The 22,261-nt window shown below is 59.4% G+C and carries 18 protein-coding genes; 10 read left to right on the top strand and 8 right to left on the bottom strand.

The features are described from left to right. Positions 1-289: 289 nt before the first annotated feature. Positions 290-433, bottom strand: coding sequence for a hypothetical protein (locus tag ACTO3O_RS08520; protein ID WP_297832859.1), 144 nt, complete (start codon positions 431-433; stop codon positions 290-292). Between the two features lie 165 nt (positions 434-598). On the opposite strand from ACTO3O_RS08520, the gene ACTO3O_RS08515 reads away from it, so the two are divergent. Continuing rightward, positions 599-1,666, top strand: a complete 1,068-nt coding sequence (locus ACTO3O_RS08515; RefSeq protein WP_297832861.1) for a DUF4831 family protein — start codon at positions 599-601, stop codon at positions 1,664-1,666. A gap of 20 nt (positions 1,667-1,686) precedes the next feature. Beyond that, complete coding sequence (folP, locus tag ACTO3O_RS08510; RefSeq protein WP_297832864.1) at positions 1,687-2,544, top strand: dihydropteroate synthase; 858 nt, start codon at positions 1,687-1,689, stop codon at positions 2,542-2,544. 876 nt (positions 2,545-3,420) lie between these two features. Here folP and ACTO3O_RS08505 read toward each other — a convergent pair. Further along, entirely contained in the window at positions 3,421-3,567 is a 147-nt protein-coding gene (locus tag ACTO3O_RS08505) for a hypothetical protein (protein WP_298080728.1), read from the bottom strand. 101 nt (positions 3,568-3,668) lie between these two features. Between ACTO3O_RS08505 and ACTO3O_RS08500 the strand changes: the two genes are divergently transcribed. From ACTO3O_RS08500 to ACTO3O_RS08490, 3 genes are all read left to right on the top strand, one after another. Next, complete coding sequence (locus ACTO3O_RS08500; RefSeq protein ID WP_297832924.1) at positions 3,669-4,523, top strand: GIN domain-containing protein; 855 nt, start codon at positions 3,669-3,671, stop codon at positions 4,521-4,523. 89 nt (positions 4,524-4,612) lie between these two features. After that, positions 4,613-4,882: a type B 50S ribosomal protein L31 gene (locus ACTO3O_RS08495; RefSeq protein WP_294594470.1), complete on the top strand. Its 270-nt coding sequence runs from the start codon at positions 4,613-4,615 to the stop codon at positions 4,880-4,882. A gap of 1,167 nt (positions 4,883-6,049) precedes the next feature. Then, a complete protein-coding gene (locus tag ACTO3O_RS08490; RefSeq protein ID WP_297831875.1) occupies positions 6,050-6,928 on the top strand; it encodes a nitroreductase family protein in 879 nt (292 codons plus the stop codon). Between the two features lie 79 nt (positions 6,929-7,007). On the opposite strand, the gene ACTO3O_RS08485 is transcribed toward ACTO3O_RS08490, so the two are convergent. After that, entirely contained in the window at positions 7,008-7,745 is a 738-nt protein-coding gene (locus tag ACTO3O_RS08485) for a DUF4290 domain-containing protein (protein WP_297831878.1), read from the bottom strand. Positions 7,746-7,877: 132 nt separating this feature from the next. Here ACTO3O_RS08485 and ACTO3O_RS08480 point away from each other — a divergent pair, with 132 nt between their 5' ends. Both ACTO3O_RS08480 and ACTO3O_RS08475 read left to right on the top strand, forming a co-directional pair. Beyond that, on the top strand, positions 7,878-9,047 hold the full coding sequence (locus tag ACTO3O_RS08480) for a sigma-54-dependent transcriptional regulator (protein WP_297831882.1): 1,170 nt from the start codon (positions 7,878-7,880) through the stop codon (positions 9,045-9,047). Continuing rightward, a complete protein-coding gene (locus ACTO3O_RS08475) occupies positions 9,037-10,170 on the top strand; it encodes a GTPase (RefSeq protein WP_297831885.1) in 1,134 nt (377 codons plus the stop codon). Before ACTO3O_RS08480 ends, ACTO3O_RS08475 begins: the two co-directional genes overlap by 11 nt. Positions 10,171-11,245: 1,075 nt before the next feature. Here ACTO3O_RS08475 and ACTO3O_RS08470 read toward each other — a convergent pair. Beyond that, complete coding sequence (locus tag ACTO3O_RS08470; RefSeq protein WP_297831888.1) at positions 11,246-11,443, bottom strand: hypothetical protein; 198 nt, start codon at positions 11,441-11,443, stop codon at positions 11,246-11,248. A gap of 61 nt (positions 11,444-11,504) precedes the next feature. Here ACTO3O_RS08470 and ACTO3O_RS08465 point away from each other — a divergent pair, with 61 nt between their 5' ends. Next, the gene (locus ACTO3O_RS08465; RefSeq protein ID WP_297831891.1) at positions 11,505-12,383 is read left to right on the top strand and encodes an endonuclease/exonuclease/phosphatase family protein; all 879 of its coding nucleotides are present in this window, start codon (positions 11,505-11,507) and stop codon (positions 12,381-12,383) included. Positions 12,384-12,429: 46 nt separating this feature from the next. After that, the gene (locus ACTO3O_RS08460; protein WP_297831893.1) at positions 12,430-12,966 is read left to right on the top strand and encodes a hypothetical protein; all 537 of its coding nucleotides are present in this window, start codon (positions 12,430-12,432) and stop codon (positions 12,964-12,966) included. 71 nt (positions 12,967-13,037) lie between these two features. Here ACTO3O_RS08460 and recF read toward each other — a convergent pair whose 3' ends face one another. The 4 genes from recF to ACTO3O_RS08440 all read right to left on the bottom strand — a co-directional run bounded on the left by recF (position 13,038) and on the right by ACTO3O_RS08440 (position 18,998). Continuing rightward, on the bottom strand, positions 13,038-14,141 hold the full coding sequence (gene recF, locus ACTO3O_RS08455) for a DNA replication/repair protein RecF (protein WP_297831897.1): 1,104 nt from the start codon (positions 14,139-14,141) through the stop codon (positions 13,038-13,040). Between the two features lie 1,131 nt (positions 14,142-15,272). Continuing rightward, positions 15,273-15,770, bottom strand: coding sequence for a hypothetical protein (locus tag ACTO3O_RS08450; protein ID WP_297832658.1), 498 nt, complete (start codon positions 15,768-15,770; stop codon positions 15,273-15,275). A 181-nt stretch (positions 15,771-15,951) separates the two neighbouring features. Continuing rightward, entirely contained in the window at positions 15,952-18,366 is a 2,415-nt protein-coding gene (locus tag ACTO3O_RS08445) for a bifunctional UDP-N-acetylmuramoyl-tripeptide:D-alanyl-D-alanine ligase/alanine racemase (protein WP_297832660.1), read from the bottom strand. Positions 18,367-18,455: 89 nt separating this feature from the next. Continuing rightward, positions 18,456-18,998: an RNA methyltransferase gene (locus tag ACTO3O_RS08440; RefSeq protein ID WP_297832662.1), complete on the bottom strand. Its 543-nt coding sequence runs from the start codon at positions 18,996-18,998 to the stop codon at positions 18,456-18,458. A gap of 534 nt (positions 18,999-19,532) precedes the next feature. On the opposite strand from ACTO3O_RS08440, the gene ACTO3O_RS08435 reads away from it, so the two are divergent. Further along, on the top strand, positions 19,533-21,749 hold the full coding sequence (locus tag ACTO3O_RS08435; protein ID WP_297831242.1) for a sodium-translocating pyrophosphatase: 2,217 nt from the start codon (positions 19,533-19,535) through the stop codon (positions 21,747-21,749). Positions 21,750-22,261: the final 512 nt, after the last annotated feature.

The following is a 22,261-nucleotide window of genomic DNA, read 5'->3' as shown; positions in this document are numbered from 1 at the left end:
AGGCCGAGCATGGGGCTTGGATTTGGGCGGTGCTTGTGCGACCTTTAGGTCGCCGGGCCTGCGCGCTGGGCCTTCGGCCCACCCCCGGAGCGCGCAGCCCGCACCCGACAGAATTGGAGTGGTTTATTAGGGAGGAATTGATTCGGGTCGGACGCCCGGGTGGAACGCAACGAACGTAGTGAGTTTGCGGGCCTCCCGAGGGGAGGCGTCCGGCCCGCGCGGCTCTATGAGCCGCAGGAGACAGTTTCCAAACGAAGTTGCCATTAAAACGACACAGCACCTGCCCCGTTTATTCCGAGAGGCAGCGCAACTGAAAACCGTAGGTACGGTAGCCCGAGTGGCTGGCATTGAGAGACTGCGAATGGAAATTCAAAGCCAAACCGTTGATGCCGATCGTGGAAGACCAGCCGAACCCACTATCGCCTATGACCACCGCTATCCCCGAAGTATGATAGCGGTAGCCCGGGGCAAGCCTCTTCCTAACGCTCCTGTCTCGCTGAGGCAGAGATATATTGTCTTCTCCGGCGCATCGTTCCGAAAAAAAAGCTATTTTTGACCGACAATCCTTTCGGAAAAAACGATATAAATCGAAAACAATATGAAAAGCAAGACTTTTTATCGGGCAGTTTCGGCTGTCGTGTACAGCTCCCTCGCACTGCTGGCCCTTCCCGCGACAGCTCAGGTGAGCGCATTCCCGCAAGGCAAGGGAGCCGCCGCTGTCGATGGTTACACCCTGCCGCGGACGGTGGTGACCGCTACCGTCGTGGTCGAACGCGAAGTGATCCTGCGCGGAACCTATGCCAAGTACGCCGCCCAGTATCTCGGCATTTCGGGCGCCGCGATGAACGATAAACAGAACTATCGGATATTGGATGCCTCGTTGGGTTACCACGAAGAACCCGATCCCGCACAGACCTATGCCCTGGATCGTTCCGTCGATGCCCGCAGCCGGGTATTCCACTGGCTCTCCGTTCCGCAGTCCCGGCAGCCGTTGGTGGCCGATGCGAAGTTTCAGGACGCCGCCATGGGGAACAACAACCCGTTTACGGACGTGAGTCTTCAGCCGTTGTACGGCGCGACCGTCGAACAGAACGGCTTGGCCGACGGCGAGAGCTTCGGCGAGCTGCCCGTGAACCGGACTTCGATGGTGGAGAAGAGCACCGAACAGCTGGCGGCCGATGCGGCGAACGCGATTTTCACCCTGCGGAAACGGCGGTTCGACCTGGTGACCGGCGAGATGGGCGAACATGTCTTCGGAGCCGGACTGCCGGCTGCGCTGAAAGAGATCGACCGCCTGGAGGCCGAATACCTCTCGTTGTTCATCGGGAAACGTTATACCCAGCGGATTGTGCGCACCTACTCGGTTTTGCCGTCGGAAAAAGGTACCTCGATCGTGTGTCGTTTCTCGCCGACCAAAGGGCTGGTGCCCGACAGCGATCTGTCGGGTCGGCCGCTGGTGATCGAGATGACGGCCGAAGGGGCCGGAGAGACCGGAAGTGCTTCGCGCGGAACTGTCGGGAGTGCGAAGAAGGGCGGAGCGAATCTGCCGTACCGGATTCCGGCGGTGCAGATCGTCAAGCTGGTCGACGGCACGGATGAGTTGGCGCGGGAGCGGATTCCGATTTTCCAGATGGGGACGTTCGCTTCGGCTCCGGTCGTATTTTGATCCCTCTGTGCAGAAACGCGATGGAGATCGATATAGGCGGTCGGCTGTGGTCGGTCGGCCAGGAAAGGCCGCGGGTGATGGGAATCGTGAATGCCACGCCGGATTCGTTTTTCGAGGGCAGTCGGCGGCAGAGCGACGATGAAATCGCCCGGGCGGTCGAACAGGCTTTGGACGAAGGGGCAGACATGTTGGATGTGGGCGGCTATTCGTCGCGTCCGGGAGCCGATGATGTGCCGGAATCAGAGGAGTTCGCCCGGTTGGATCATGCTTTGCGCTTGGTGCGCGAGGTGGCCGGAGCGGATTTCCCGTTGTCGGTCGATACGTTTCGGTCGGGGGTGGTTCGGCGGCTTTATGACCGTTACGGGGCGTTCGTGGTGAACGACATTTCGGCGGGCGAGCTCGATCCGCAGATGCTGCGAACGGTCGGGGAGTTGAGGTTGCCTTATATCGCCATGCACATGCGCGGGACGCCGCAGACGATGACGTCACAGACCGACTATCCGGCGGAAGGCGGCGGTGTTTTGGGAGCGGTGTTGCGTTATTTCTTGCAGAAGGTCGCGCAGAGCCGGGAGGCGGGGATCGTGGATTTGATTTTGGATCCGGGTTTCGGCTTTGCGAAGAGTGTGTCGCAGAATTTCGAGTTGTTGAGGCGGATGAATGAACTTTCGGTCTTCGGGTTGCCGATTTTGGCGGGTTTGTCCCGTAAGAGTCTGATATGGCGCACGCTGGGGGTTACTCCGGACGAAGCGTTGAACGGGACGTCGGTGCTGAACGCCGAGGCGTTGCGCCAGGGCGCTGCGATTTTGCGGGTGCACGATGTGCGCGAGGCGGTCGAGACGGTGCGTCTCGTTCGGGCCTGTTCCGGTCGTGCGGAGTGAATGCGGCGGTTTGGGTATTGCAGTGCGTTGTTGGGGTAGAGGCTGCCAGTAAAACGCCCTGTGGGCGCGCCTGCCCGGCGTAAGGGCGGCCTGTCCGGCCTGAGGGCAGTTTCAGGCGGGTCAAAGCTCACTCGCGCGCGACTGCTGGATAAGGAAATCATTCAAACGCGTGTTTCGCTTTTGAATAAGATTTCCGCCAGCGCGCGGACAGAGAACGGAGGTAGAGGTTGGCAGTGGAAATGCGTAAGCATTTCCCGTCCACGGGACGTGGGGCCCGCGCGGCCCGAGCGCAGTACCCTCTTGTCGAACAGACGCGCGCCACGCCTGAAGAAGCGATTCAATCTTTTCGGCAGTGAGCCGAAATAGAATGAATCGCGCAGGCGCGCGAAAAAGTTCGATTCCGCGCAAAGCTCTGTCGCCCGCCCGCTTAAGATGGCATATTCTGCCGGTTGGCACTCGGCCAATCCGGCAAGAATTGCCGCGGGCGACGGCAAAGTGGCGGAGCGAAAGCGGAGCCGCAGTGAGGCACACACGGGGCGGAGAACTGGGACGAGCGTTGGGCTTTGCTTTTGGCCGGGTTTTGGGCCAAGAGCGAGTAGCGCGATTCGCAGAATCGCCGTCCTCGGGCGCAGCGACGCTTTAGCGGCGCGTGGGGGGCGCGCCGAGGACGAACCCGCAAGATTTGGGCCGAGCTTAGGGCCGCCACTTCGCGATGCTCGTTTTGCCCCCGCTGGCGTGAACAGCTTAAATAAGAAACGAATGGGGCCGAGCTCCTGCGACCCTTCGGGGCGTCCGTCCGCAAAGTCAAATTGAAATAGGGTAGAGTCACTTAATTAGGGTAACTCCAGCCCCTTGCCCACCGCGGGTACGCGGCGTTTATTCCGAGAGGCAACGCAACTGAAAACTGTAGGCACGGCAGTCCGCACCGTCGGAATTGAGACTCCCCGTGCCGAACCCCAAATACACCCCCTTGATGCCGCTCACCGACGATGAATAGCTGAATCCGTTGTTGCCGACATGCATCAGATCGCCCAAACGCCCATTGCCGCCCGCATCGCGGTAGCCCGGGGCGGGATTGGTGAAAAATAGGAATTAAAGTAAAATCGAATAAAAACCGATCATTCATGAAAAAGTTATTTTCCTCCTTCGGAAGTCTGGTTTGTCTGTTGTGCGGATGGTTAGCCTTTGTGCCTCGGTGCGCGGAAGCACAAGAGAGCGTGGTGGTCGAAAAATACGCCGACAAACCGATCCGGGGCGTGATTATCGCCGGAGCGTTCGACCTACAGCTACAGCAAGCCGACGGCGCTTCGAAGCAAGTGGGAGCTAAAGTCGAAATTCTGCGAGAACTGGAAGACAAATTGGTCTTTGAATATACCGAAGACGGATTCGTCCGGCTGGCCTTCAAGGACGACATGACTAAATACTTCACCGGAAGCAAAAAGAAACCCCAAGCCTGGGTGACCGTTTCGGAACTCGCCTACCTGAACGTTACGGGAGCCTCTACGGTCGTCGGAACCGGGCGGTGCTCCAGCTCGGGTAAACTGCGGCTGATGACTTCCGGAAACGCTTCGGTCAATCTGCTCAGCTGTTCGGCCGGCGAGATCGACATCGAAGCCTCGGGGACGTCGGATCTGAGCGATGTGAAACTCTCGGCGACAGGGCGCACGACGATCGAAACCAGCGGAACGGCGAAGGTGAGAGGCGAATTGCGGACTGCGGAGATGACGCTTCGGATGACAGGCGTGTCGGGCGTGGTGTTGTCAGGTTCGGCTGCCGAAGCCGATTGGAACGTGGGCGGTACTTCGTCAGCCGATTTGGAACGGCTCGAAACCGAACACGTCACCGCCGAAGTGACCGGAATGGGGCAGGTCAAAGCTTGCGTGACCGGAAACGGGACGGCGCAGGTCAGCACGATGGGCTCATTCCGCTACACGGGTGCGGGGCGGATGACCGGCAAAGGCGTCAAACGGCTCGATTGATCGGATTTGCAGTTCCCGATAATAAATCCTATCTTTGCCCCGCGAAAGCGAAAAACAGCACATCAACCTAACGTTAAACAATACGCACAATGAAAGAAGGATTGCACCCGGAAGGGTATCGTATCGTGGCATTCAAGGATATGTCCAACGATCAGGTCTTTTTGTGCCGGTCCGCCGTGAATACGAAAGAGACGATCGAGATCGACGGCGAAACCTATCCCGTCTACAAGATGGAAATCTCCAGCGCGTCGCACCCGTTCTATACCGGGAAGCAGACGCTGGTGGATACCGCAGGACGTGTCGATAAGTTCATGAGCCGGTATCAGAAACACTACGATAAACGGAACGCTAATAAATAGTTTTTTAGCTTGATTTTCCGGTCGGTTCGGAGCCGGTCGATGATAGAGAGCGCTGCTGATTGTTGAAAAACGATCAGCGGCGTTTTTTTGTGTTTATTGTGGAAATGGGTTTGGAATGAGGTGCTATATTTTGAGTGGACGAAGAACGGGGGTAGAGGCTGCCGCAGCCTTGTACATGCGGGTAGACCCAGCCAAAGCATCCCGCAGGGATGCGCTCTAAAGTTTCTTTGGTTCTTTCTGTTCACAGAAAGAACAGTACCCTCTCGTAGCCAAAGATGCGCGCCGCCGCCTAAAGAGGGATTTCGCTCATTTTGCGGTGAGCAAAATAGAGATGAAATCCCAGCGGGCGACGAAGAAATGCGGCGGAGCGCAAGCGGAGCCGCAGTGAGGCGGACACGGGGCGGAGAACTGGGGCGAGCTTTGGGCTATGCTTGTTCTTCAGGCGGGAAAACCGTAGCCGGTTTTCCTGCCGCGTTGGGCTGAGCATGGGGACGAGCTTTGGGCTGGAATTTGGTCCGAGAGCGAGTAGCGCGATTCGCAGAATCGCCGTCCTCGGGCGCAGCGACGCATCAGCGGCGCGTGGGGGGCGCGCCGAGGACGAATTTCTGAGAATGGGGCGGTGAATGTGTTGTTGCTCTTGCGATCCTAAAGGGTCGCCGTCCTCGTCGCCCGAGCCGCGTAGCGGCTTCGGGGGGATGGGCGACAGGCCGAACCTGACAGACAGGGCGGTGAATGAGGAAAGTGCTTTTGAGGGTCGTACGCCCGGGAGGTGCTGTCCTGGGGTAGAGGCTGCCATTAAAAGACGCTGTGCGTCCCTCCCGCGGGGAAGCGTTCGGCCCGGGCGGTTCTGCGAACCGCAGGATTCAGCTCAAAATAGGGCCGAGGCTGCCATTAAAAGACATTGTGCCCCCGTTTATTCCGAGAGGCAACGCAACTGAAAACCGTGAGCGCGGTAATACGAATCGCTGGGATAGAGCCACGTCACACTGAAATTCAAGTGCATGCCATTGGTACCCCCAAACGTGGAAGCCCAACTGTACCCGTTGCTGCCGACGCGGCTCGGCGCGCCCGTATCCCGATGGCGGTAGCCCGGGGCGGGGTACCAGGCGAGCGGAACATCTGTCCGGATTCGCTATCTTTGCCGAAAACGTACGAAAAACCATCCGCATGAATTTTACCTTAGATATCCATTCGTCCACCTGTATCCGGTGCGGGCGCTGCGTCGCGGTCTGCCCGTCGCGGATTTTTACGCAGGCCGAACCGAAAGCCCCTGTCGGGATCGAACGGCCTGAAACCTGTATCGTGTGCGGGCATTGCGTAGCCGCTTGTCCGACCGGGGCCGTGACCCATACGGAGTTTCCCGCCGAAAAAGTGCACCCCGTCGACCGGAACGCCCTGCCCACGGCAGAGCAAGTGCTGGAGCTCTGTCGGGCACGGCGCTCGAACCGCGCGCTGACCGACCGTCCTGTGCCGCGCGACCTGTTGGAACAGATTGTGGAGGCCGCTCACCGGGCGCCGACCGCCAGCAACCGACAAGAGGTCTCGTTCATCGTCGTGACCGACCCCGAGAAGTTGAAACAGATCATCCAACTGACTCTCGACACGTTCGACGGCGTGCGGCGAAAATTGGAGAACCCGGTGTTGCGTCCCCTGTTGCGGCGAGTGGTGCCGCAGGTGTACGCCTATTTGCCCGCTTTCCGGCGACTGATCGAAGCGTGGGGGCGAGGCGAAGACCTCGTCTTGCGGGACGCGCAGGCTGTCGTTTTTATTTGTGCCCCCGCCGATTCGCGTTTCGGAGCGACAGATACTAATTTGGCCTATGAAAACGGGTCGCTGATGGCCGAGAGCTTGGGAGTGAGCCAGATCTATACCGGATTCGTCCTCTCGGCGATGAAGCAGGACCGAAAAGGGGGATTCGCACAGCTGTTGGGGGTGGAGAAAGGACGGAAAGTCTATGCCGGGATGGCGCTCGGGATGCCGAAATTCGCGTTCCCGAATTATATCGACAAAAAACCGGTCGAGGTGCAGTGGATGGAGGAGCGGTAAGGCGGGTGTATCATACGATATAAAAACGAAGAGGCGTTCCCGTAGAAGGAACGCCTCTTGCGTATAATAAAGTTGGAGATTATGCCCGATTGTTCGTCCCGCCGGTATTGTTCCCCCCCGTTCCCGGATTCCGCCGGACATATTTCCGCGGAGCCGCCGCCCCGTTACCCGTATTATTGCCCGTTCCCGTCCCCGCGCTCATCGCCCCCGGAGTATTCGTTCCGCTATTCCGGTTGGTTTTGTTCATCCGGTTGCCGCTCGCGCTCCGCACGCTCGACGTATCGATCCGCGTGTGATCCAGCGTGTCGCTCTCCAACACGATCCGCCCCCGCGACATCAGCCGGATGTCGCCGATCACCCCTTCGTTCGAAGGAAACTCTTTGTTGTATTCGAACGACTTCTGTTTCATATACTTCGCCACACTCGCCGCCGCCGCATCCCGCTCCTCCGACTGCGGCTCGCCGGCCAGCGTCTCCACCATCCGCCGGACATTCGCCCCGTACTGTTTCTGGGCGATATAGCTCTGCGACGAGCTCATCCGTTTCGGATGCGGCGCGAACATCGCCGGCGTCGGTTTCGGATACGGTGCATCCACATCCAGGTCGAAATCCGCGATCATGAACAGATGATCCCACAACATGTGCTGAAAACCCTCGCTGTCCCGCTGCGCCGGATTGACGTTCCCCATCACCGCCACCACCACCTCGGCCTGCCGGTTGCGGAGCTCCCGATCCTCGATCGTCTTCAGATAGGCCACCATTCGTTGGACGTTGCGTCCGTACTCCGAGAGCAGGAGTCTCGATTTTTCTCTGTTCATGTGTGTTGAAAACAAGGCGATACCGTCGCCGGAAAAACACGGGGAGTCGGTCGGAAATTTATTTCCCCGCGGGAATGAAAATAAAGCAAATATAATGCTTAACTTTGGAAATTCGAAAAAAAAGGTTTGCATATGGCTAAAATCCTGGTTATCGACGACGAACGGAGCATCCGCAACATCATCGGCGAGTTGCTGGAGATGGAGGGACATACGGTGAAAACGGCCGAAAACGGAGCGGCCGGATATAAGATGGTGTGCGACGAACCGTTCGAACTGGTGATTTCCGACATCAAGATGCCCGAGATGGACGGCATCGAACTGCTCGACAAGTTGATCGAGACCCATCCGGATCAGACGGTCGTGATGATCTCCGGACACGGAAATATCGACACGGCGGTGGAGTGTATCAAGAAAGGGGCGTTCGACTATATCGAAAAACCGGTCGATATGAACCGGATGCTGGTGACGGTCAAAAACGCACTGGAGCGCGGGTCGCAGGTCAAGGAGATCAAGACCTTGCGACGCAAGATACATAAAGTGGCGGAAATCGTGGGCGAGTCGCCGGCCATTCAGCGGGTGAAAACCCTGATCGACAAAGTGGCCCCGACCGATGCGAGGGTCTTGATCACGGGGTCGAACGGTACGGGGAAGGAGTTGGTAGCCAGGTGGTTGCACGAAAAGAGCGACCGGGTGAACATGCCGTTCGTCGAGGTGAACTGTGCGGCGATTCCGTCGGAACTGATCGAAAGCGAACTCTTCGGGCATGAGAAGGGGGCGTTTACTTCGGCGATCAAACAGCGCAAGGGAAAATTCGAACAGGCGGACGGCGGGACGATCTTTCTGGACGAGATCGGCGATATGAGTCTGGCGGCGCAGGCCAAGGTACTGCGGGCGTTGCAGGAGCGGAAGATTACACGCGTCGGATCGGACAAGGATATCGACGTGGATGCGCGGGTCTTTGCGGCGACCAACAAGAACCTGACTGAGGAGATTGCGAAGGGAAATTTCCGCGAGGACTTGTACCACCGGCTGAGCGTGATTCTGATCCACGTGCCGAAACTGGTCGATCGACGGGAGGATATTCCGTTGCTGGTCGAGCATTTTATCCGGAACATCTGTGCGGAGAAGGGAAAGCCCAAAAGCACGATTACGGCGGAGGCGATGGAGGCTTTGGTGGGGATGCCGTGGACGGGGAATATCCGCGAGTTGCACAATGCGGTCGAGCGGCTGTTGATTCTGAGCGGGGCGGAGATTACGCTGGACGACGTGAAACTCAATGTGATGCAGGCCAATGGGGAGTAAGGATTCGAATCGGCGTGCGTGCGGTGGCGAACGGGCGCCTCGGGTGGGGATTTACGGCGTGACGAACGTCGGGAAGAGCAGCCTGCTGAACCGGATTACCGGTCAGCAGGCTGCCGTGGTTTCGCCCGTGGCGGGAACCACGACCGATCCGGTGCGACGGGTTTTCGAGGTGGCGGGCTACGGGCCGGTGATCTTTGTCGATACGGCGGGGATCGATGACGAGGGGTCGGAAGTGGGGCGGTTGCGGGTGGCGAAGACGTGGCAGACGCTTTCGGAGGTGGATTTGGCGGTGGTCTTGCTGGCGGACGCTCGTCCGTCGGGGGCGGAGCAGCGGTTGCTCGATCGGATTCGGGCGAACGATGTGCCGTATTTGCTTTTGCCTTCCCGTGCCGCGGATTTGTCGGCGGAGGAGGTGCTTCGGCGGATTTGCGCTGCGATTCCGGGGGAGGCGGATGCGATGCCGCCGTTTTTCGGCGAGCGGGCGATTGTGGCGGGAGAGGTGATTCTTCTGGTTTGTCCGATCGACGCGGGAGCGCCGGCGGGACGGTTGATTTTGCCTCAGGTACAGGCGTTGCGGGCGGCGTTGGAGCTGGGGGCGGTGGCGATCGTCGTGCAGCCGGAACAGTTGGGAGAGGCGTTGCGGCTCCATGCTCCGAGGCTGGTGGTGACGGACAGTCAGGCGTTTCGGGAGGTGACGACGCTGGTGCGGGAGCGGTGTCCGGAGGCGGAGGTGACGTCGTTCAGCGTATTGCTGGCGGAGCAGAAGGGAGATGCGGCGGTCTACGGGGCGGGGCTGGCGGCGGTGGACGGTTTGAAGGCGGGAGACCGGGTGTTGGTTATCGAGAATTGTTCTCATCAGGTGACCTGCGACGATATCGGTCGGACAAAGATTCCGGGGTGGTTGCGGGCGTATACGGGGATTGAGTCGCTGGAGTTTACGTTCGTGAGCGGTCGCGATCCGCTGCCGGAGTCGCTGTCTGATTATGCGCTGGCGGTGCAGTGCGGGGGGTGTGTGGCGACGCGGCGAATGGTGCAGGCTCGGATCCGGGCGGCGGTTCGTAGCGGGGTGCCGATTACGAATTACGGCATGTTGATCCGCAAATTGCGTGGCGTCTCGTTTTAGGCAGGTCAAAACTCCTTCGCGTTTTGCGTGCGGATAGGGAGCTGGGTGAGGCTGCCGTGCGTTTGGGGTAGAGGTTGGTAGTGGAAATGCGCAAGCATTTTCCGTCCCGCCGGGGTCACCCGGACGCCGCCCGCGCAGGGCAGTTTCAGGCGGGTGAAAGCTTGACCGCGCGCGACTGTTGGAGAAGGAAATCATTCAAACGCGTGTTTCGCGTTTGAATAAGATTTCCGCCAGCGCGCGGAACAGAGAATGGGGTCATCGGCAGTTTGAGGATGCGCCAGCATCCGTCTAAAGTTTCTTTGGTTCTTTCTGTTCACAGAAAGAACAGTCCCCTCAAACCCATCGCGCGCCGCCGCCTAAAGAAGCGATTCAACTATTTCGGCTCACCGTCGAAATAGTTGAATCGTGCAGGCGCGCGAAAAAACTCTACCCGCGCGCCACGCCTTAATAAGGGAAATTGTCAAAATGCACTTGTACGTTTTGACAAGATTTCCCCCGGTGCGCGAAAACGCGACGGAGCGACAGCGGAGCCGCAGTGAGGCTGACACGGGGCGGAGAATTGGGCTGTGCCTGTTCTTCGGGCGCGAAAACCGGCTACGGTTTTCGCGCCGCGCTGGGCTGAGCAGGCGGCTGTGGGTTGGGCGGCGCTTTGGGCTCTGCTGTTGGCCGGGCATTTGGCCGAGTTTCTGCGGCTCTTTGAGCCGCGCAGTTCGCCGCCATCCCCGGCGGCGGGCTGCAACTCGTCGGAGCTCGTTGCATTCACCGCTAGCGGCGAACAGCTTTAACCAAGACAAATAGCGCGATTCCGTGAGGAATCGCCATCCTCGGCAAGATCGACGCATTAGCGGCGCGGGGGGGGCGCCGAGGACGAACTCGACAGAAAAAGGTTGTGCGTTTGCGACCCAAAGGGTCGCGCGGGCCGAAGCCTCCGGCCGCGGAGGCCCGCAACTCGCGAAGCTCGTTTTAGGCCCCGCAGGCTTCGGCCGCCAAGATCGAACTAAAGTAGGGTAGAGACTGGCAGGTATTGGGGTAGTTTTAGGGTAGAGGCGGCCAGTAGAACGCCCTATGGGCGCGTTTATTCCGAGAGGCAACGCAACTGAAAACCGTAGCCGTGGATGTCCACGTGGCTGGGAACGAGAGTCGTCACGTCAAAAGTCAAATACATCCCACCGATGCCTTTCGTGTCGGACGACCAGCTGAACCCGCCGTTGCCGACGCGACTCAGCCCGCCATTGGCTCTGTCGCGGAAGCCCGGGGCGGCTTCTTGAACCACCGGAATCCAACCGAAATTTCGCTATCTTTACCCTGCGAAATCGTTTAACACCTAACAAAATATGAAACGTATTCTTTTGACCCTGCTCGTTGCTGCGGGAGCCGCCGCATTCGTCTCATGCGGCAGCGCGACCCGACAAAACGGAGAAGCAGCCGACTCTTCGACCCTGCGGGCGATGACCTTTAACATCCGCTATGCCAATCCGGACGACGGGCTCGATTATTGGGACAACCGGCGCGATGCCGTCGTGCGGATGGTCGAAACCGTCCGGCCCGACGTGATGGGGATTCAGGAGGGGCTGGCGCAGCAGGTCGCCTTTTTGGACTCGGCATTGACCGATTACTCCTATGTCGGCGTGGGACGCGACGACGGAGCTCAGGCCGGAGAGTATGCAGCCGTATTTTATCGGAACTCGTTGTACGTACCGGTGGCGGACGGCCACTTCTGGCTGAGCGAAACGCCCGAGCAGGCCGGTTTGGGATGGGATGCCGTTTGCGTGCGGATCGCCACCTGGGTGCGGTTGCAGGAGCGGGCTACCGGTCGGGAATTTATAGTGGTCAACACCCACTTCGACCACGTGGGAACCGTAGCGCGACGCGAAAGCGCGAAACTGATGCTGGAACGGATCGAACGATTCGGCGATTCGATACCGGCCATTGTGATGGGCGATTTCAACTATCCGACCTCCGATCCGTCGCTCGCTCCGTTGGTCGATGCTCCGGGGTTTGCCGAAGCACGCAACTCGCAGGCTGCCCGGCCTCAGGGCGACTCGCTGCCGCCGGTCACCTATCGCGGATTCGGACACGGCGAAGAGGGCGAGGTGATCGACCATATCTTTTTCCGCGGTTTCGTGCCCGTGACCTACGAGGTGATTCCCGACGGATACGGGGTGCGGTACCTCTCCGACCATATGCCGGTGGTGGCGGTGCTTCGGTTTTAGGGGACGGCTTCCAAAAAAAGGATAGAAGTATTTAATTCCATCTGCCATGAAACATTTTTTGTGGCTTTGCATCTTGCTGACGGCTCTGGTGCGGTCCGGGTGGGCCGCTTCAGAGCCTGTCGCCTATTTCGATGCAGGCAATCCCATCAAGTACGATGGAACGAAATTTTATCTCGCCTGGAGCGCCCATCCGCAGGATATTTATTATCTTCAGGAGTACCTGCCCAAAGGCGAGACGCTCGAACGCTACACGCAGATGTTTACCGTCAGCGTGATCTTTTGGGACAGGACGCCTGAGGCGGCTGTCCGGGCGAAAGTGGCCGAGTTGGGGAGACGCCGGGAGACGGACAAGGTCTGCCGGTATTTGGTGGCGGAAAATCCGGATAAACCGGGAGAATATATCCTAGAATTTATCGTCAGCGACGGGCGGGACGGTGTGCTGGATTGCGTTACACTACTATCGGCAGGTGGTGATCGACGGGAAGAAGGCGTCGCTGTTGTGTTTCTATTCCCGGCGGGCATATGGCGACGATATTCTGCCTTTTATGAAGACGATTCCCGAACGGCGGAACGGCTGGTATGAAGGGATGACGAGACTCGGCATGGTACCGCGGTTCCCGAAATAGGCGGATTTTTGGACAAAGAGAGAGGAGGTTACAGTTCCGTGAACCGTCCGCCGTTCACCCCGAAGAGTTTGTAGTTTTCCGTCAGCCGGGTCAGAATCCCTTCTAACCGAACCTTATTGCTGTCGGTGATGAAGATCTGGCCGAAACGATCCGACGAGACCATACCGATCAGCGCTTCGACCCGCGCCATGTCGAGTTTGTCGAATACGTCGTCCAGCAGCAGAATCGGCCGAATCCCTCGTAATTCCCGCATCATATCGAATTGTGCCAGCTTCAGGGCCAGCAGCATGGATTTCTGCTGGCCCTGCGAGCCGTATTTGCGGATCGGGAATCCCAGAATCTCTAATTTTATGTCGTCGCGGTGCACGCCGCAGTTGGTGAAGCCGCACACCCGGTCTTTCTCCCTCGCCGCCGTCAGCAGCTCGGCGAACGGTGTCTCGGTCAGCTCCGATTTGTAGGAGACGGTGACTTCCTCCCTGTCCGACGAGAGAATGCCGTAATACTCTGCCACTTTCGGAGCCAGCCGCCGGATCATCTCGGCCCGTTTCTCGTGCACCGCCGTTCCGGTCTCGATCAGTTGCATGTCCAGCACCTCCAGAATCTCGTCGAAAGCCGACCCCACGCCTGTTTTCAACAATCGGTTGCGCTCCTGCAACAGGTGGTTGTAACGGACGATCGCCGTGAGGTATTCGCGGTCGGTCTGGGAGAGAAACGAGTTGAGGAACCGTCTCCGTTCGTCGCCCGACTCGTGGATCAGGGCGGTGTCGGCGGGCGAAACCATCACGAGCGGCAGCAGGCCGATGTGTTCCGACACCCGGTCGTATTCTTTGCCGTTCCGTTTGATGACTTTTCCTCCGCCGCGTTTGAAACTGCATACGATCGCCTCCCGCCGCTCTCCTTCACTAAGTGAATAGCGGCCGTCGAGCATAAAATAGTCCGAGCCGTGCCGCACGGATTGTCCGTCGGTCAGCCCCACCGAGCTTTTGCTGATCGAGAGGTAGTAGACGGCGTCGATCAGGTTGGTTTTTCCTGCGCCGTTGTCGCCGACCAGACAGTTCACATTGGCCGAGAATTCCAGTTCGGCTTCCTCGATATTCTTGAAATTCAGGATGGAGATTCGTTCTAAAAACATCGTTTCAGGGGGGCTTGGTGGACAAAGTTACACTTTTTGTGTCGGCGGGGGAAGTGCTTTTGGGGATAATCTCCGTTGTGACCGCTACTGTCGCGGCTGATTTGGGGTAGAGGCGGCCGCGGTTTTGCACATGCGGGTAGACCCGGCCAGGGCATCCCGCAGGGATGCGCTCTAAAGTTTTTTCGGTTCCTTTTGTTCACAACCGACGCTGTCTGCGAGTGCAATGCAAACGCAGTTTGCAAATTGCCGAGCGGCGAGGAGGAAGGCGAAGCCAAAAGGAACAGTTCGAGGCGGGTCAAAGCTCTCCCGCGCGCGACTGCTGGAGTAGGAAATCATTCAAACGCGTGATTCGCGTTTGAATAAGATTTCCGCCAGCGCGCGGACAAAGAATTGGACGAAGAGTTGGGCCGAGGCTGCCCATTCCGAGTGCCGGGAGGCACCGCCCGCCCGGCGTAAGTGTAGGACAAACGCGCGCCACGCCTTAAAAGGGAAATCGTCAAAATGCGCTTGTGCGTTTTGACTGAATTTCCCCAGGCGCGCGAAAACGCGGCGGAGCGACAGCGGAGCCGCAGTGAGGCTGACACGGGGCGGAGAACTGGGCTGTGCTTTTGGGTGAGCTTTGGGCTGTTCCATTGGCCGAGCCTTGGGCAATGCTTCTGCGACTCGCAGAGTCGCGCAGTTCGCCGCCACCCCACGCGGCGGACTGCAACTCGTCGGAGCTCGTTGCACTCACCGCTGGCGGCGAACTTTCCGTGATGAGGCGGTGCTCGTGCGGCTCAAAGAGCCGCTCGGGCCGGACGCCTCCCACCGGGAGGCCCGCAACACGCCGCTCACGCAGCGAGAGTTGCCGTTCCTCCCGGGCGTCCGTCTGCACAAAGTTCGGCTACATGGGGCAGCTCCAACCCCTTGCCCACCGCGGGCCCACGGCCCGTTTATTCCGAGAGGCACCGCAACTGAAGAGCGTAGGCGTGGTTGTCCGCGTGGCTGGGATTGAGGTGCTGCGTGTAGAAACTCAAGTACACCCCATTGCTGCCGCTGACCGACGACGAATAGCTGAACCCGCTGTGGCCGACGCCACCCGGCCCGCCCGAAGCACTGACGCGGAAGCCCGGGGCGCGCCCACAGGGCGTTCTACTGGTAGCCTCTACCCGGAATCCGCCTCTCCGATTCCGTGTGGCAACGCAACTGAAAACCGTGGGTACGGCGGTTCGTGTAGCCGGGATTCATCCACATCACGTTGAAACTCAAGTACACGCCATTGGTACTACCGACCGTAGATGACCAGCCGTCACCGCTGTTACCGACGTTACGCTGCACGCCATCCGCAGGATAGCGGTAGCCCGGTGCGGGGTACCAGGCGAGCGGGGTTCCCGCGGTGCCGTCGTCCGTTACCTTGTAGAGACGACCGTTGGTGGCTTTGTAGTTCCCTGCACCGTAAGATTCTCCGACAACCCCATCCGAGTAGTACGGGAAAGTCCCATTTAACGGCGTGGTGGCGTCCCGCGTAAAGTCAGACCAAAGAAACAGGGTAGAGGCGGCCTTGTATTTATTTAGGGTAGACCCGGCCAGTTGCTTGGGGTAGAGGCTGGCAGTAAAACGCCCTGTGGGAGCGTTTATTTCAAGAGGCACCGCAACTGAAAACCGAAAGCGCGGTTGTCCGAAGTGCTCGCATAGAGATACTGTGTGTAGAAGCCCAAGAACACCCCGTTAGTCCCGTTGACCGTGAAACCCCGGCTGTACTCGCCATTGCCGATAAGCCGTAGTGCGCCCGTTTTCCGATGGCGGTAGCCCGGGCGCCCGCAGAGAGCGATTACTCGCGCACGTAAATCCGCTTGATGCGTGCCGATATCGACGTGAGCACCTCATAAGAGATCGTTCCGAGCACCTGCGCCACCTCGCGAATCGTCGGCCGGTCGCCGAAAATAACCACCTCGTCGCCCACCCGCGCCTCCGGCACCCCCGAAACGTCGACCATACAGGTGTCCATACAGATATTTCCCACCGTCGGACACAGCACCCCGCGAATCGAAACCGAACCCGCTCCCCGCCCCAGCCGCCTGTCCATGCCGTCGGCATAACCGATCGGAATCGTCGCCGTGCGCATCCGGGCTGTTACCACCCCGCGCCGGTTGTAGCCCACCGTTTCGCCCGCGTCAAGCTCTTTGATTTGCACGATTTGGGTCTTGAGCGTCGCCGCCACCTGCAACGCCGGGTCGTCGATGCCGTAGAGCCCCACGCCGAGTCGCACCATATCGAAATGGGCCTCCGGAAAGCGGGCGATTCCCGCGCTGTTGCAGATGTGGCGCAGAATCGAACGGTCGCCCAGCGATTCGATAATCGCCTCGCTCATCTCCGTGAAAAGGCCGATTTGCCGACGGGTGAAATCGTCTTCCGCCGGGTCTTCCGAGGCAGCCAGGTGCGAAAAAATCGAACGCACGCGCACGCCTGTTTCCTGCCGCAGCACGGCGCACAACTCGGCGATCTCCTCCGGAACGAATCCCAACCGGTGCATTCCGGTGTCCATCTTCAGGTGGATCGGCGCCGCGGCCATCCCCCGGCTGCGCACCTCGTCGGCATAGCTTTTCAGCGAGGCGAACGAGTAGATTTCCGGTTCGAGACCGTAGTCGGCCATCACGGCGAAGCTCCCCGGGTCGGAGTTGAGCACCACGATCGGCAGGTGGATCCCCGCCTCGCGCAGGGCGATGCCCTCGTCCGCAAAGGCGACCGCCAGATAGTCCACCCCCTCGTGCCGTAACATCGCGGCGATCTCGGCCGACCCCGTTCCGTAGGAGTAGGCCTTGACCATCGCCATCACCCGCGTCCCGGGCCGGAGCATGGCGCGGAAATGGGCCAGGTTGGCCGATAAGGCGTTGAGATTTACCTCTAAAGTGGTCGTGTGCGTGCGCTTTTCCAGCAGTCGCGAGATGCGCTCGAAACCGAATGCCCGGCCTCCTTTGACTAAAATGGCGTTTCCGGCGAAACGCTCTTTGTCGGTGTGGCGCAGAAAATCGTCCGTCGTGGCGTAAAAACGCGCCTGTTCGGGCCCGAGTCCGGCTGCCGGGATGAACCGGTCGGCCGCAGCGACGAGTTCGGGCCCGATCCCCACGAAGTCGTCGATCCGATGTTCGCGCACGCGGCGGGCGACCTCGTCATAGAGCGCTTCCTGTGGTCTGCCGGCCTGTCGGATGTCGGAGAGGATCAGCGCTTTCGCTCGCTCGCTTGCCGTCTGGTCGAGGTAGTCTAGGGCGATGCCCAGCGAGGTCAGGTCGCTGTTGTAGCTGTCGTTTATCACCCAACTGCCCAAGATTCCCTCCCGCAACTCCAGCCGCATGGCGACGGGCTGCAATTCGCTGAAAGGCTTGTGTGTCCGTTCCATTACGCGATAGAGCGTGCCGACCAACGCCGCGTTCTGGAGCGACGCGGCGTCGTGGAACGGAAAATCGTCGGAGTTCCGAATCGCTTTCAGGCCGGATTCGTTATCGTACACTCTCCGGCCCGCTCCGTTGCAGCTCCGGCGGACGGTTTCCGGGACGATCGAGCCGTCCGCCGGATAGATAATCGTCTCGGCGTGGGTAAAGAGCCGGAGTTTTTCGTCCAATTTCTGCTGTTCGGAGGCGAAATTTTCGCCGTGCGCCTCGCCGATGTTGGTCACCAGGCCGATCTGCGGTCGGATCATCGCTTCCAACCGCTCCATCTCGCCGGGACGGGAGATGCCGGCTTCGATCACCACCCACTCTTCGTCCCCTTCGATCATCAGCAGCGACAAGGCGACCCCTAACTGCGAGTTGTAGCTTCGCGGGCTCCGCAGCAGCCGGCCGGCAGCCTCGGGCCACAGCTGGGCGATCCACTCTTTGACGACGGTTTTGCCGTTGCTGCCGGTGATGGCGACGACGGTGCCCCGGTATCGGCTCCGGTGGTCGGCGGCCAGCAGTTGCAGAGTGGCCAGCGGATCGGCGACCTCTACGAACGAGGCGTCGGGGAGCGGCGTGTCGGGCATCCGTTCGACCACGAAGGAGCGCACGCCGCGCCGGTAGAGCTCCGGAATATAGCGGTGTCCGTCGTGATTGGGCCCGACGAGGGCGACGAACAGGGCGGTGTCGGGTTGGGCGATGCTGTTCCGGCTGTCGGTGACGATGTGGGTGAAACGGCGATCCGGGCCGTGCAGCGTACTGTCCGACCGGTGGTCGCGGGCGAGGCGGACGAGGTGGGAGAGGGTGTAGTCCATAGTGAGGAGGCGAGGGCCGAGGCGATTTCTCAACGGCTTTACAAAAGTAGGGTTTTGCGGCTAAATGCGATCGAAAAAATGTCGCTGTTTCAGCGGCGTCCGAACCGTCGGAAGAATTCCCACAGCACGATGCCGCCGCTCACGGCCACGTTCAGCGAGTGTTTGGTGCCGACCTGCGGAATTTCCAACGCTCCGTCGCACAGATCGACCACTTCCTGTCCGACGCCTTCCACTTCGTTGCCGAAGACGATGGCGAAACGCTCCTCTCCGGTCTGCTCTGCGGGGTTCCAGTTCGACAGTAGGGTCGCTCCGCGCACTTGTTCCACGGCCAGCAGGGTGTATCCTGCGGCGCGCAGCTGTTCCACGGCGTCGGTGCTGTTCGCGGCGTATTCCCAGGCGACGGTCAGCTCGGCTCCCAGGGCGCTTTTGTGAATCTCGCGGGAGGGGGGCTGGGCGGTGATGCCGCACAGTACGATCCGCTCGATGCCGAAGGCGTCGCCTGTCCGGAAAAAGGCGCCTACGTTGGCGGCGCTCCGCACGTTGTCGAGGACGACGACGACGGGCATCTTGGGTTGCCGGGCGAAGTCCGAGGGGGCGGGACGACCCAATTCTTCGTTTTTCAACTTCTCCATATCGTTCAGTATTAAAAACGATCGATTTCTCGCACGCTGTTCTTTGTGCCTGCTGGAACCGTACCTTTCTTGAAAGAAAGGTACCCAAAGAACTTTTGCAGAGGTCGTCCCACAGGGACGACCACGTGTTCTCTCCGCCTTGTTCGTTGGGCTGTGATTTTCCGGCGCGGCGCGCGTGGGGTTCTCGCCCATTATTAGCGCGCCCGCCGGAAAATCCAGCCCAACCAATCGGGCAGACCCGGCCAGAGCATCCCGTAGGGATGCGCTCTGAAGTTTTTTTGGGTTCTTTTTGTTCACAACCGACGCTGCCAGCGGGGGCAATGCAAACGTAGTTTGCGAATTGCCGAGCGGCGAGGAGGAAGGCGAAGCCAAAAAGAACAGTACCCTCCAACCCAATGAACGAGATGCAGAAAAACCGATTGATTTTTGATAGAGAGCAAAAATAGGAGGAAAAGTCGAGAGCAGGAGGCGGTCGAAAGAAAAAAATGTCTATCTTTCAGACACCAAACAGAGCTCATTCAAAAACAACCGCTTATGAATACAGACATACCTCAGATTTTCTGGCTCGTACCGGCAGCGGCGCTGATTGCGCTCGGGTTCGCCCGATACTTTTTCGTGCACATGAAACGGCAGAGCGAGGGGAGCGAGACCATGCAGACCATTGCCGCCCATGTGCGGAAAGGTGCCATGGCCTATTTGAAACAGCAGTACAAGATCGTCGGCATCGTTTTTCTCGTACTGTGCGCTTTTTTTGCCGTGCTCGCCTATGGCTTCGGCGTGCAGAACCCGTGGGTGCCGTTTGCGTTTCTGACCGGCGGCTTCTTTTCTGGGTTGGCCGGGTATATCGGGATGAAGACCGCTACGTATGCTTCTGCCCGGACAGCGCAGGCAGCTTCCGAGTCGCTGAACCGCGGGCTGAAAGTCGCTTTTCGCTCCGGCGCGGTGATGGGACTCGTCGTGGTGGGCCTCGGGCTGCTGGATATCTCCGCCTGGTACCTGGTGCTGGAGTGGTTCTACAATGACATCACCACCACTCAGAAACTCGTGATTATTACCACCACGATGCTGACCTTCGGGATGGGGGCATCGACTCAGGCCTTGTTTGCGCGTGTGGGGGGCGGGATCTATACCAAGGCTGCGGATGTGGGTGCCGACCTTGTGGGCAAAGTCGAAGCAGGGATTCCGGAAGACGACCCGCGGAATCCGGCTACGATTGCCGATAATGTGGGGGACAATGTCGGCGACGTGGCGGGCATGGGGGCAGACCTCTATGAAAGCTACTGCGGCTCGATACTGGCAACGGCGGCGTTGGGGGCTTCGGCTTTCGCGCTGGCGCCGGAGATGCAGCTGCGGGCCGTGCTGGCGCCGATGCTGATTGCCGCTGTCGGGATTCTGTTGTCGATTATCGGGATCTACCTCGTGCGGACCAAAGAGGGGGCTTCGATGAAAAATTTGCTCAAGGCTTTGGGCTTAGGGGTGAACACCAGCTCATTGCTGATTGCCGTGGCTACGTTCGTGATTCTCTATCTGCTGGGGCTGGAAAACTGGCTCGGGATTTCGTTCTCAGTGATTGCGGGGCTTGTGGCCGGGATCATTATCGGGCAATCGACGGAATACTACACTTCGCAGTCGTATAAACCGACCCGGAAAGTGGCCGAAAGTTCGAAAACGGGGCCGGCGACGGTGATTATCTCGGGGATCGGTCTGGGGATGCTTTCGACGGCGATTCCGGTGATTACGATTTGCGTGGCGATCGTGCTGGCTTTCCTGTGCGCCATTCGGTTCGACGTGGCGAATATGCTGACGGCTCAGAATCTGGCTCTGGGGCTGTATGGGATTGGGATTGCGGCGGTCGGGATGCTTTCGACGCTGGGGATCACGCTGGCGACGGATGCTTACGGGCCGATTGCGGACAATGCCGGCGGGAATGCCGAGATGAGCGGCCTCGGAGCGGAGGTACGGAAACGGACGGATGCTCTCGATGCGTTGGGAAACACCACTGCGGCGACGGGCAAGGGCTTTGCGATCGGTTCGGCGGCGCTGACGGCGCTGGCCCTGATGGCTTCGTATCTGGAGGAGATCAAGATGGGGTTGCAGCATATCGGGGTCAAGACTATCGAGGTGTTGGGGAATGCGGTGCCGGTCGAGGCGGCTACGTTGCCTGACTTTATGGAGTACTATCAGGTGAATCTGATGAATCCGAAGGTCTTGATCGGGGTCTTTATCGGCTCGATGATGGCTTTCGTCTTCTGTGGGTTGACGATGAACGCCGTGGGGCGGGCGGCGCAGAGTATGGTTGAGGAGGTTCGCCGGCAGTTCCGTGAAATCAAAGGGATTCTGACGGGCGAGGCGACGCCGGACTATGCACGCTGTGTGGCGATTTCGACCAAAGGGGCGCAGCGGGAGATGCTGTTGCCGTCGATTCTGGCTATCGTGGCTCCGATCGTGACGGGGATCGTGTTCGGTGTGGCGGGGGTGTTGGGGCTGTTGGTCGGCGGATTGGGTGCGGGGTTTGTGCTGGCGATTTTTATGGCCAACTCGGGCGGTGCGTGGGACAATGCCAAAAAGTATATCGAAGAGGGGAATCTCGGCGGCAAGGGTTCGGATGCTCACAAGGCTACGGTGGTGGGCGATACGGTGGGAGATCCGTTCAAGGATACTTCCGGGCCGTCGCTGAATATTCTGATCAAGCTGATGAGTATGGTGGCGATTGTGATGGCGGGTTTGACCGTGGCATTCAGTATTTTGTAGTACGTGTTTTTGAGATTAGGCTCCTCTCCCGAAACTTCGACGCGAAGTTTCGGGAGAGGAGTTTTTGTAGTTGGGGTAGAGGGGGCTTGAGATTTGGGCTGAGGCTGGTAGTTGAAATGCGTAAGCATTTCCCGTCCACGGGACGTGGGGCCCGCGCGGCCCGAGCGCAGTACCCTCAAACTAAACCGCGCCCCGCCTAAAGAAGCGATTCTGCTATTTCGGCGGTAGCCGAATATAGATGAATCGCGCAGGCGCGCGGAATAAAGAACAATGCGAAACACCGTCGCCCGCCCGCCTAAAGAGGGATTTCGTTCATTTTGCGGTGAGCAAAATCGAGATGAAATCCCAGCGGGCGACGGGAACGCGGCGGAGCGAAAGCGGAGCCGCAGTGAGGCTGACACGGGGCAGAGAACTGGGCTGTGCTTGGGGCTGTGTCTGTTTTTCAGGCGCGAAAACCGCAATCGGTTTTCGCGCCGCGCTGGGCCGAGCTGTTGGCTGAGCTTTTGCGGCTC

It is taken from the genome of Rikenella sp. (assembly GCF_056799795.1).
The sequence above is the reverse complement of the archived record's forward strand: the minus strand, read 5'-3'. Positions and strand labels throughout refer to the sequence as shown.